The 10,278-nt window shown below is 68.7% G+C and carries 11 protein-coding genes and 1 pseudogene; 8 read left to right on the top strand and 4 right to left on the bottom strand.

Annotated features, from left to right (window positions below):
* Positions 1–571 (top strand): annotated as a pseudogene (locus K7W41_RS22960) (ATP-dependent zinc metalloprotease FtsH); the annotation flags it as partial.
* Positions 572–697: 126 nt separating this feature from the next.
* Here the strand turns inward: K7W41_RS22960 and K7W41_RS22955 are convergent.
* Positions 698–1,459, bottom strand: coding sequence for a DsbA family oxidoreductase (locus tag K7W41_RS22955; protein ID WP_224612850.1), 762 nt, complete (start codon positions 1,457–1,459; stop codon positions 698–700).
* A gap of 117 nt (positions 1,460–1,576) precedes the next feature.
* Between K7W41_RS22955 and K7W41_RS22950 the strand changes: the two genes are divergently transcribed.
* The 4 genes from K7W41_RS22950 to K7W41_RS22935 all read left to right on the top strand — a co-directional run bounded on the left by K7W41_RS22950 (position 1,577) and on the right by K7W41_RS22935 (position 5,431).
* Positions 1,577–2,383 carry a peptidoglycan-binding domain-containing protein gene (locus K7W41_RS22950; RefSeq protein ID WP_224612848.1) on the top strand — a complete coding sequence of 269 codons (807 nt, stop codon included), beginning with the start codon at positions 1,577–1,579 and terminating at the stop codon, positions 2,381–2,383.
* A 156-nt stretch (positions 2,384–2,539) separates the two neighbouring features.
* The gene (locus K7W41_RS22945) at positions 2,540–4,210 is read left to right on the top strand and encodes an N-acetylmuramoyl-L-alanine amidase (protein ID WP_224612846.1); all 1,671 of its coding nucleotides are present in this window, start codon (positions 2,540–2,542) and stop codon (positions 4,208–4,210) included.
* Positions 4,211–4,290: 80 nt separating this feature from the next.
* Positions 4,291–4,653, top strand: a complete 363-nt coding sequence (locus K7W41_RS22940) for an MGMT family protein (protein WP_224612845.1) — start codon at positions 4,291–4,293, stop codon at positions 4,651–4,653.
* A gap of 58 nt (positions 4,654–4,711) precedes the next feature.
* The gene (locus K7W41_RS22935) at positions 4,712–5,431 is read left to right on the top strand and encodes a c-type cytochrome (protein ID WP_224612844.1); all 720 of its coding nucleotides are present in this window, start codon (positions 4,712–4,714) and stop codon (positions 5,429–5,431) included.
* Positions 5,432–5,748: 317 nt separating this feature from the next.
* Here K7W41_RS22935 and thrB read toward each other — a convergent pair whose 3' ends face one another.
* On the bottom strand, positions 5,749–6,660 hold the full coding sequence (thrB, locus tag K7W41_RS22930) for a homoserine kinase (protein WP_224612843.1): 912 nt from the start codon (positions 6,658–6,660) through the stop codon (positions 5,749–5,751).
* Between the two features lie 112 nt (positions 6,661–6,772).
* Positions 6,773–7,813, bottom strand: coding sequence for a threonine synthase (gene thrC, locus K7W41_RS22925; RefSeq protein WP_224612842.1), 1,041 nt, complete (start codon positions 7,811–7,813; stop codon positions 6,773–6,775).
* Positions 7,814–8,191: 378 nt separating this feature from the next.
* Here thrC and K7W41_RS22920 point away from each other — a divergent pair, with 378 nt between their 5' ends.
* Positions 8,192–8,461: a GlsB/YeaQ/YmgE family stress response membrane protein gene (locus K7W41_RS22920; protein WP_224612839.1), complete on the top strand. Its 270-nt coding sequence runs from the start codon at positions 8,192–8,194 to the stop codon at positions 8,459–8,461.
* 217 nt (positions 8,462–8,678) lie between these two features.
* Positions 8,679–8,894: a 50S ribosomal protein L28 gene (gene rpmB / locus K7W41_RS22915; RefSeq protein WP_221090187.1), complete on the top strand. Its 216-nt coding sequence runs from the start codon at positions 8,679–8,681 to the stop codon at positions 8,892–8,894.
* A gap of 71 nt (positions 8,895–8,965) precedes the next feature.
* On the opposite strand, the gene lspA is transcribed toward rpmB, so the two are convergent.
* Positions 8,966–9,505 carry a signal peptidase II gene (gene lspA, locus K7W41_RS22910; RefSeq protein ID WP_224612852.1) on the bottom strand — a complete coding sequence of 180 codons (540 nt, stop codon included), beginning with the start codon at positions 9,503–9,505 and terminating at the stop codon, positions 8,966–8,968.
* Positions 9,506–9,632: 127 nt separating this feature from the next.
* Here lspA and K7W41_RS22905 point away from each other — a divergent pair, with 127 nt between their 5' ends.
* Positions 9,633–10,100 carry an S-ribosylhomocysteine lyase gene (locus K7W41_RS22905; protein ID WP_224612837.1) on the top strand — a complete coding sequence of 156 codons (468 nt, stop codon included), beginning with the start codon at positions 9,633–9,635 and terminating at the stop codon, positions 10,098–10,100.
* The last annotated feature ends 178 nt before the right edge of the window (positions 10,101–10,278 follow it).

The following is a 10,278-nucleotide window of genomic DNA, read 5'->3' as shown; positions in this document are numbered from 1 at the left end:
GGACAAGGCCCACAAGCTCACCATCGTGCCGCGTGGGCGCAGCCTGGGCAGCGCGCTCTACACCCCCGAAGACCGCATGCACCACACCCGCGCCGCGCTGCTTGACCGCCTATGCGTGGCGCTGGCCGGGCACGCCGCCGAGCAAGTCGCCACCGGACAGGTGACTACCGGCGCCGCCAATGACTTTCAGCAGGCCACGTCCTTGGCGCGGCGCATGGTCACCGAGTGGGGCATGAGCGACGTGGGCCAACTGGCCCTGGCCCAGCAGGGCAGCGCGTACCTGGGCGGGGGACCGGTGCAGGGCCAGTACAGCGACCACACCGCCGAGCGCATTGACGCCGAGGTGGGCCGCTTGCTCAACGGGCAGTACGAGCGCGCCGCAGCCCTGCTGCAAGAGCATGTGCATCTGCTGCACCGCCTGACCGATGAACTGGTGGCCCGCGAAAGCTTAAGTGGTGAGGACTTGCAGACGGTGATGGCCGGCGGCACCCTCCCCCCGCAGGAGGCCGAGCCCCGCCCCGCCGAGGACAACCCCGCCCCCACCCCCCGCCTGAGCCCGGACCCGGCGTGAGGGGTTAGGGTAATTTGCAACGCGAAGATCAAACCACCACACAGACGAACGCCGGCCAGAGGCTTTGAAGCTCTGGCCGGCGGTCTTGTGCTCAGCGCCATTCCCCCGGCGCTGCAGCCACCACATTTACCGGGCGGCCGGTTCCGGCACGGCGCAGACGCCGTCCTCGCAGGCACCGGCATGATCCGCGTCGCCCAGGGTCACCAGCGCCGGGGGCTGCACCTCGGCCCAGGCCTGCTGCAGGGCGCCCAGCAGCACCTGGGGGTCCTGGGCGCCGCTCACGCCGTACTTGCCGCCCAGCACAAAGAAGGGCACCCCGGAAATGCCCAGGGCCTGGGCCTGCGCCTCGTCCTGGCGCACGGCGTCGGCGTGGCGGCCCTCGCTTAGGGCGGTGCGGGCAGCGGCGGAGTCCAGACCCACTTCCTCGGCCAGCGCGGTCAGCGTCTCCAGGTCGCCCATGCGGGCCCCCTCGCTGAAATAGGCGCGCAGCAGCCGCTCTTTCATGTCGCCCTGCTGGCCGTGAAGGGCCGCGTGGTGAATCAGCTGGTGGGCCAGAAAGGTGCTGCCCAGCCGCGCACGGTCAAAGTGGTAGCTCAGGCCTTCTGCGGCGGCCACGGCTGTCACCTGGTCCATCATGGCCTGCACTTGTGCGGGGCTGCGGCCATACTTTTTGGCCAGCACTTCGCCCATGGTCTGGTCCAGGGCTGGAGGGGCGGCCGGGTCCAGCTCGAAGCTGCGCCACACCACCTCCACGCGGTCGCGGTGCTCAAACTGTGCCAGGGCGCTTTCAAGCCGCCGCTTGCCGATATAACACCACGGGCAGGCAATGTCCGACCAGATGTCCACCCGCAGGTGCCCGGGCGTCCGAGGAGAGAAAAGCGCGGTCATGGCCCCAGTATTCCACATGCTTTCTGAAGGACTTGAGAAAACAAAGTAAGTCTTTGGGTGAACAAGAGGTGGCCTGCGCCTCAGCTGCCGTCAGCTTGGGCGTGCTACCACTGCCCCATGAGTCTGTCTGTTCGGCCCCTGATGGTGCTGGGCCCGGCCCTGCTGGGGCTGGCCCTGGCTGCCCCGCCCACGCCTCCGGCCTCTATGCTGGAACGCACCGCCACCCGCCTGACCCAGAGCCTGGGGGGGGTGCTGCGCAACTGCCCGGCCAGTTTTCAGGCCATTGGCACGCCCACCAAGCAGTGCGTGGGGGTCACGCGCACCGTGGAGCAGACCCGGGTGGCCCTGACGGCGGCGCTGGGCGAGGAACTGTATGGCGTCTGGCGCAGCAAAGACGACCAGCGCAGTGTGTACAACTGGTTGAAAACTTCGGGCGGAACTGTGTACCTGCGCCTGCAGCCTGACCCCGAGGGCCGCGCCCAGACTCTGCTGTACTTGGATGTGCCCCCCAGCACCGCGCCCGCCAGCGGGAATGCTGCGGCGGCAGCGCCCGCAGCCGCAAGCGCGGGCACAGCGGCGGCCACCAGTGGCGCGGCCACAGGCACGGCTCCCCGCAGCAGCGCGGCCCCGGTCGCCACCCCGGCACGTTCACTCGCACCAACCCCCTTTCGCCGCACCCTGGAGGTCCAGAGCCCCCGCCTGAACGGCGCCGACGTGCGGGCGGTGCAAAACCGCCTGATTGCCCTCATGCGGCCTGTCCGCACTGGCCAGGGGGATGGTTGGTACGGTCCAGTGACGGCCGCCACCGTGCGCGCCTTTCAGACTTCGGCCGGCCTGCCCGCCAGTGGGCGGGTGGACCGCGCCACCTGGGACGCGCTGTTTAGTGCCTCAGCCAAGCCCTTCACGCCGCCCCCCACCCCCTGACAGCGGGTCAGTTCCATGAGACGGTGGGCCGCCTGTCTCGGCTCACCGCCTCATGAGACAGAGAAAAACATAGGCCCAGTGCGCATTGCCGTCACTTAATCCGCCATGAGACCGAGCGGGGAGTTCTCACTGGTGCACCGTAGAGTATGGAGCACCATGAAGCGAACGGCCATCCTGTTCTCATCTGGCCTGCTGTTTGCACTCTGCGGCACCGGGCTGGCCCAGACTGCCGTGCCAGCCACTCCCCTCAACCTGACGGGCATACAGAGCCTCACTTTCGGCCCGCCGCGGTTCAGTACGCAGGGCAGCACCACCCGCGTGGTGTTTGACCTGCCCACAGGGGTGCGCTACACCCTGACCCCCACGTTCAGCGGCCTGCGGCTGGATGTTCAGAACGCCCGAATCCAGCCGGCCGTGCTCACCAACCCGGGCAGCAGCGTGAACGAGGTGCGGGCGGGGGCTGGTCAAATCACGCTGTTTACGCCCTTTCCCCTGTCCTTCACGGCGGGCTGGCAGGCCAGCGAGGCCACGCTGGCCACCGGCGGCCGCGTGCTGATTCTGGAGCTGGGCCCAGCGGTGACGGGCGGCGCGGCTCCCACCCTGCAGGGCCAAGTGCTCAGCAGCGCGCCGGCCACCCCCGGCGCCCAGGCGGTGCTGAGCGGGGCCGGGACCCTGCCGCCGGGCGATACCGTGGCCCCTACCAAGGTGCTGCCGCCTGCCCCCGCCCTGCCCGCGCCCGCCCTGAGCGGTCCCATGCCCCTGCAGGGCCGGGTGCCCGGCGAGGCCACAGCCGCAGCGGTCCCGGCCCCGCGCATTGGCAAGAACCCGGGGCAAACGCGGGTGGTGCTGGACCTGCCGCCCGGCAGCAGCTACCGGCTGGTGCCCGGGGCCGCGGGCCTGAATGTGGAACTGGGTGGGGTCACGCTGGCAGCCCAGAGTGCGCGCGCCGTGAGCCCCGAACTGCGCGAGTGGCGCTTTGCCCCGGGGACTATGGGCGGCGTGGTGTCGCTGCTGACCCCTTCACCCGTCACGGCGCGCTCGGGCTGGCGGGCCCAACTGCTGCCCCCAGCCTCCGGAACGGCGTGGCGGCTGGTGCTGGACCTGTCGCCCGCTCTGGCAGACCTGAGCCCCTTGACCCCTGCCGAACGCACAGTGGCGGCCGTTCCGCCCGTGCTGGCCACGCGCGGCACCGCCATCCTGGCGCTCAGCGCCAACTTTGTGCGCCCGCGCGTGGTGGTGGACGCCGGGCATGGTGGGCGCGACCCGGGCGCTGTGGGCACCATTGTGGAGAAGGACGTCACCCTGGCGGTGGCGCTGCGCGTGCGGGACCTGCTCACGGCGGCGGGCGTGGACGTGGTGCTCACCCGCGACAGTGACCGCGAACTGCACCCGGTGAAAAACACGGACCTGGAGATGCGCGCGGCCATGGGCACACCCGGCACCCAACTGTTCGTCTCGATTCACGTGAATGCCATGGCGGCCAGCACGGCCCTGAGGGGGTACGGCATTGAAACGTGGTGGAACCCCAACCACCCCCAGAGCAGCGCGCTGGCGGGCCTGCTGCAGCAGCATCTGACCGAGGTCACGGGGGCGTTCAACCGGGGCCTGAAAAACTCGCAGTCGCTCTCGGTGCTGCGCAACAGCCGGGTGCCGGCGGCGCTGGTGGAAATTGGCTACACCAGTCATCCGGTCGACGGCCTGAACCTGCGCGACCCCAACTATCTGGACCGCGTGGCGCTGGGGATTGCGCTGGGCATCCGCGAGTCGCTGGTAAGCGGCGTGACGGCCCAGGCGGCGCCGGCCCCGACCACCGCCAAGCGCCCCTGATTCACTGGCTGGGGTACGCCCCACCTGCCTTCAGACTGGCAGCGCCCGCACCCCCGGCAGAAGGCGGCACAATGGGGGCGATGACCGCTCCTGAGTCCGGCTTTCGTGACCGCGTGCTGGCCCTGGTGGCCCGCATTCCGGCGGGCCGCGTGATGACCTATGGCCAGTTGGCCCTGCTGGCGGGGCAACCCGGCGCTGCCCGGCAGGCGGGGTTTGTGCTGAACAGCCTGATGAACGGCTCGGCGCTGCCCTGGCAACGGGTAATCAATGCCCAGGGCCGTGTCAGCACGCACAAACTGGGGTTCGGCGCGCTGCAAGAAGGGTTGCTGCGGGCCGAGGGCGTCACCTTCGATGACTCGGGCCGCTGTGATCTGGCCCGGCTGCAGTGGTGGCCAGAGGACAGCCCCCACGGACCGCCGCCCACCCTGCTGGATCAGGCATGAAGAAATGCCAACCCTGCCCTGGCGCGCGGCGGCCGGGCGCGCGCAGTATGCTCCCGGCATGAACGAAGCGCGCAACCGAACCGCTGGCAGCGTCCTGTCATGGGCGCTGGGCGTGACACTGGGGGTCATTCTGGGCATTGCCATGCTGATCGTGACCCCCCGCTTGATGGCCAAGCCCACCCTGGCCGCGGCGGGCGAGGGGCAGACCGAGGCCTCGGGCACGCCGGCTTCAGGTGGTGGCATGGCTGGTGGGCAGGTCCAGGGTGAGGGCAGCGCCAGCGGCGGTGGCCGTGAAGCGGCGGGCAGCAATGAAACGGGCACGGCGGCCGGCGACCAGGGCGAGGCCCAGGACAGCCAGAACCAGGGCGAGGACCCCGCCAGCGCCGAGGGCGAAGAAGCCACCGACCAGCAGGAAGACAGCGGTGCAGGGGGCGCGGCGGCCGGAAGCGGCGCCACACCAGCCGCCGGTCAGGCAGGCGACCAGGCCACAGCGGGCGGCGCGGCGGGCGAGGCCACGGGCAACGCCGAAGCGGGCCGCACGGTGTACGCGAGCAACTGTGCCGGCTGCCACGGCCAGCAGGCCGAGGGCGCCCTTGGCCCCTCGCTGGTGGGCGAAGACAGTGTCAAAAGCTGGACCCTGGCCCAGTTCAAGACCACCCTGCGCGAAGGCAAAACCCCGGTGCGCCAGCTGAGCAACGTGATGCCCCGCTTCTCTGAAGCCCAGATCAGCGACGCCCAGGTGGCAGACCTGCAGGCTTACATCAAGACCCTGAACTGAAGCCTGCCTCCTGCCAGCCCGTGGCCAGATGGTCGCGGGCTGGCCGCGTTGTGGCCGGTTCAGTGGGGACCGCTTAGAGCGGTTGACGAAAGAACCCCATCACCCCTCGCTGCACGGGGTCCTCTTCCACGAGGGGAGAGGATCGCGACCCAGCATCACCGCGCAGAGTGGCCTGAGCCGCCGTTAGGGGCGCCTTGGGTCATCCCCCAGCCAGTTGTTGTGTGCATGTGGCTGTCATGGCCTGTAGACGGGAACGCATGGGCTGAACAGTCCGTGTTGCCCTGGGGGTGCCGGCACGGCCAGACCCTCAGAGCCCCTTACGAGGGGCCCGGCTCGACCAACGTACCGGCCTCGTCGATACGGAAGTCCATCACCTGTCCACTCAAGCTGTTGCGGGCCATCACGCCCTGCAGGTAGGCGTGCAGGCCCGCTGTGGGCTGCCGGGTGTCGTGAAAGCACAGCACGGTGGGCCCGGCGCCGCTCAGGGCCGCGCCCAGGGCGCCGTGCCGCCACGCCTCGTCCAGAATGTCGCTCAGGCCCGGCACCAGCGGCGCGCGCCACGTCTGGTGGATGTAGTCCTGCATGGCGTGGCGCAGCAGGTCCAGGCGGCCCTGGGCCAGTGCCCCCACCAGCAGCGCCGCGTGCGACAGGGCGTGTACGGCGTCGGCGCGGCTGTATTCCTTCGGCAGCACCGCGCGGGCCTTGCTCGTGCTCAGCTCAAAGTCGGGGACCAGCACCGTCACCCCCAGATGCGCCGGGGGGCTCAGGCGCACGTAGTGGGTGCCCAGGCGGTCCAGGGTGGCCACCACGATGCCGCCCAGCAGGGCCGGGGCCACGTTGTCGGGGTGGCCTTCTTCCCGCGCCGCCACGTCCAGCACCGTTTCGGTGTCCAGTGGGCGGCCCAGCAGTTCGTTGCCCGCCACGATGCCCGCCACCAGCGCGGCGGCGCTGCTGCCCAGGCCCCGGGCCAGCGGCACCTCGGTCTCGATTTCCACGCGGGCCGGGGGCAAGGGCCGCCCCGCCCGCCGCGCCGCCAGCTGCATGGCCCGGTACACGTAGTTGCTCTCGTCCGCCGGGGTCGCGGCCAGTTCGGGGCCCAGCGGCACCACTTCGGTCACGGCCTGCGGGGTCACGCGCACGGTGGTGTACAGCGGCACACTGAGGCCCAGGCTGTCGAAGCCCGGTCCCAGGTTCGCGCTGCTGGCCGGTGCGCGCACGGTGAAGGTCATGAGGGCCCCCTGCGGGGGCCCGTCAAAGGGTCGAGGGTCAAAGGGTCTAAGGAGGAGCCCCTGTTGCTCTTAGACCCTTGGACCCTTAGACCCTTAGACCCTTCCCCCCCCCTCATGCCAGGCTCGCCAGCACCGCGTTCATGGTGGCGTCCACAGCGGCGGGGGCCTGCACGGCGCGCATGGCGCTGCCCGGGTCCTTCAGGCCGTTGCCGGTAAGCACTGCCACCACCCGCTGCCCGGGGCTCAGGCGGCCCTCGGCGTGCAGCTTCAGCAGCCCGGCCACCGGGGCGGCGCTGGCGGGCTCGCAGAAGACCCCCTCACGCGCCACAAGGTGGTAGGCCGCCATGATCTCGTCGTCGCTGACATGGTCAAAGAGCCCACCGGATTCCTGCACGGCCGCGCGGGCAAGGTGGGCGCTGGCGGGCGCGCCAATGCGGATGGCGGTGGCCAGGGTCTCGGGCTGCTCCACCCGGTCCAGGCCCCGGGCCAGTGGCGCCGCCCCCGAGGCCTGGAAGCCCCACATGCGCGGCAAGGTCTCCATCTGCCCGGCGCTGAGGTACTCCCGGAAGCCCATCCAGTACGCGCTGATGTTCCCGGCGTTGCCCACGGGTAGCGCCAGGATGTCCGGGGCGGCGCCCAGTTCATCCACGAGTTCAAAGGCCGCCGTTTTCTGGCCCTGCAGGCGGTGGGGATTGACCGAATTGACCAGGGCGATGGGCCGCTGCTCGCTGATCTCGCGCACCAGGTGCAGGGCTTCATCGAAGTTGCCGCGCACCGCCACAATCTGCGCGCCGTAAGCCACCGCCTGCGCCAGCTTGCCCAGCGCGATGTTGCCGTCGGGAATGAGCACGATGCAGCGCAGGCCGGCGCGGCTGGCGTAGGCGGCAGCGGCGGCGCTGGTGTTGCCGGTGCTGGCGCAGATCACGGTGTCGGCCCCGGCCTCGGCCGCTTTGGCCACGGCCACCACCATGCCCCGGTCCTTGAAGCTGCCGGTGGGATTTAGCCCCTCGTATTTCAGGTGCAGCTCAACGCCCAGGTGCTCACTCAGGCGCGGCGCGTGAATCAGGGGCGTGCTGCCTTCACTGAGGCTCAGCAGGGGCGTTTGCGGCGTGACGGGCAGATACGGTCGGTAGCGTTCAAGTAGTCCGGGCATCAGGGTGGGGCCTCCGTTTCCGGCATGCTACCCAGCCGCAGGCGCCGGCGCCCCAGCCGGGGTAAGACAAATGCGGGCGCTTGCCTAACGGGCCGCCGCTTGAATGGGGAGGCGTGAATGGGTCAACCCTCCTGCTCAACGTCACTTGACACCGCTGTTCTGACTTATGGGTCAGGTCAGAAATGAGCGTTGTCGGGGGCAAAAGTGGCCTCGTCCCTTAGCCCAGATTTGGGGGACATCCATCCCGCCTTCAACCCCTCTTGAGAAAGTACGCACCTCTACAATTGCCTGTTTGGCACGGTCGCATGCTGCCTTCACAACGAACGGCATCGTTGATTTCAAATTCGCAGAAGAACCAAGAAAAGGGAGGTCAAGATCATGGGTTGGATTATTACGATTCTTGTGGGTGCTCTGGTGGGGTGGCTGGCCAGCTTGATCATGAAGACGAACGCGCAGCAGGGCGCCATCGCCAACATCCTGATCGGGATCGTGGGCAGCCTGCTGGCCCAGGCCGTCTTCGGCAGCTGGCTCAACATTGGCTCGGCCGACGTGGCGGGCAGCGGCTTCAGCTTCTGGAGCATCGTGTGGGGCGTGGTGGGCAGCGTGGTGCTGATTGCCATCCTGAAGGCCCTGCGCATCCTTCGCTAACCCTTGTCAGGCTTTTCTTCTGGGCGGCGCCGCGTGCGCCGTCCATCCTTTTTGGCCTCGGGGTATGATGATGTGTGGGCCTTTGCTTGCAGCGCTGGCCATGTGCTACAGTCGGACGGCTTGTCTGACCTGGGGTCGGCGCGGCGCGGTGCCCAACAGCGGGCCCTGTCCCCCTGGCCCCCAAGAACGAAGGTCGGACTGAAGAAGGAGAGTCATCATGGCGAAAGTGTGCGAAGTGTGCGGCAAGGGGCCGATTGTGGTGAACTCGGTCATCCGCCGCGGTAAGGCCCGCGCAGCGGGCGGCGTGGGTCGTAAGGTGACGGGCATTACCAAGCGGGCCCAGAAGCCCAACCTTCAGCCCCTGAAGGTGACCCGTGGCGGCGTGACCCTGCGCCTGCGCGTGTGTGGCAAGTGCCGCAAGGCCGTGGCCTGAACGCAGTCCCCCAATTCGAAAGTGGCCCCAGTCAGTCTGACGGGGCCACTTCGCTTTGACAGTCCCCTTGTTCAGGCGCTGGCTTTGGCGCGGCGCTCGCCCAGCAGGCTCAGCACAATCAGAAGGATGGTGCCCAGCACCACGCACATGTCGGCAATGTTGAAGATGGGAAAACCGTCGCCGTACAGCGCCCGCGTCACGCTGCTCAGCAGGGGCGAGTGCAGCATGTCGGTCACTCTGCCCTGCCGCAGCCCGTCTATGGCGTTGCCAATGGCGCCCGCCGCGATCATGGCCAACACCACGCTGAGAAGGCGGGGCTGGGGCCGCACGGCCAGATACACCAGCAGGCCCAGGCCCACCAGCAGCCGGCCCACCGCGAGGGGCACGGCGCTGCCGCTGAACAGGCTCCAGGCGGCGCCCGTGTTAAAGGTCAGCTGCCAGTCCAGCAGCCCGGGAAGAAACGGCTGGGCTGGGTCATATGGTTGAAGGGTCGCCAGCGCCCAGGCTTTCAGGGCCTGATCCGCCGCCACCAGCAGCGCGACGATGAGCAGCGGCAGCCACAGCGGCGTGCGGCGCGAACGGTCGGTGAGTGTGGGCACGCCGCGCAGTATAAAGAGCCCCTTTCGGCCCTGTTGGGAGAAGCTGGCTCATCGGCGGCGAAGGGTGCCCGGCAGGACAGCGGCCTGTTCGTCTGAGGGTTCGCTGCCTTGCCTGGGACGGCGCGGCACAATAAAAGGTATGGCAAACATCGAGTCCTTTGATCTGGACCATACCCGGGTCCACGCGCCTTATATCCGGCTGGCTGGGGTCAAGACCACGCCCCGCGGCGACAGCATCAGCAAATATGATCTGCGGCTGCTTCAGCCCAACCAGGGTGTTATCGAGCCGGCCGCCCTTCACACGCTGGAACACCTGCTCGCTGGCTACCTGCGCGACCACCTGCAGGACGTGGTGGATGTCTCGCCAATGGGCTGCCGCACTGGCCTTTATATGGCGGTGATTGGTGAGCCCAACGAGGAAGGCGTGCTGCAGGCTTTTACGGCAGCCTTGCAGGACACCGCCAACCACGACCGCCCCATCCCGGGTGTGAGCGAGCTGGAATGTGGTAACTACCGCGACCATGACCTGACCACCGCCCGGCAGCTGGCCCGCACGGCGCTGGACCAGGGCCTGAAGGTCCAGGAAACGGTGTTGATCCAGCGCTAAAGGCATTCAATGGGAAAGGCGGCGGCCACTGGGCTGCCGCTTTTTTCGTTGTAGACGGTGTTTTTCTATGGGACTCTCAAGCCGAAAGGGAAAGCGAAGGGAGGGAGTTGACAAGTTCAGGCGGTGCCTGTATCTTTTCTGAGCCTCAAGCGAGGCGGGGTGCATGACAACCGATGAG

Origin of the sequence: Deinococcus multiflagellatus (assembly GCF_020166415.1) — a bacterium.
Classification (GTDB): Bacteria; Deinococcota; Deinococci; order Deinococcales; family Deinococcaceae; genus Deinococcus; species Deinococcus multiflagellatus.
Note: the sequence above shows the minus strand (reverse complement) of the source record. Positions and strands in the feature narration are given on the sequence as shown.

Excerpts from the sequence above, each read along its gene's own strand:
- K7W41_RS22955 (WP_224612850.1), bottom strand. The coding sequence starts at position 1,459 with ATGACCGCGCTTTTCTCTCCTCGGACGCCCGGGCACCTGCGGGTGGAC.
- K7W41_RS22950 (WP_224612848.1), top strand. The coding sequence starts at position 1,577 with ATGAGTCTGTCTGTTCGGCCCCTGATGGTGCTGGGCCCGGCCCTGCTG.
- K7W41_RS22945 (WP_224612846.1), top strand. The coding sequence starts at position 2,540 with ATGAAGCGAACGGCCATCCTGTTCTCATCTGGCCTGCTGTTTGCACTC.
- K7W41_RS22940 (WP_224612845.1), top strand. The coding sequence starts at position 4,291 with ATGACCGCTCCTGAGTCCGGCTTTCGTGACCGCGTGCTGGCCCTGGTG.
- K7W41_RS22935 (WP_224612844.1), top strand. The coding sequence starts at position 4,712 with ATGAACGAAGCGCGCAACCGAACCGCTGGCAGCGTCCTGTCATGGGCG.
- thrB (WP_224612843.1), bottom strand. The coding sequence starts at position 6,660 with ATGACCTTCACCGTGCGCGCACCGGCCAGCAGCGCGAACCTGGGACCG.
- thrC (WP_224612842.1), bottom strand. The coding sequence starts at position 7,813 with ATGCCCGGACTACTTGAACGCTACCGACCGTATCTGCCCGTCACGCCG.
- K7W41_RS22920 (WP_224612839.1), top strand. The coding sequence starts at position 8,192 with ATGGGTTGGATTATTACGATTCTTGTGGGTGCTCTGGTGGGGTGGCTG.
- rpmB (WP_221090187.1), top strand. The coding sequence starts at position 8,679 with ATGGCGAAAGTGTGCGAAGTGTGCGGCAAGGGGCCGATTGTGGTGAAC.
- K7W41_RS22905 (WP_224612837.1), top strand. The coding sequence starts at position 9,633 with ATGGCAAACATCGAGTCCTTTGATCTGGACCATACCCGGGTCCACGCG.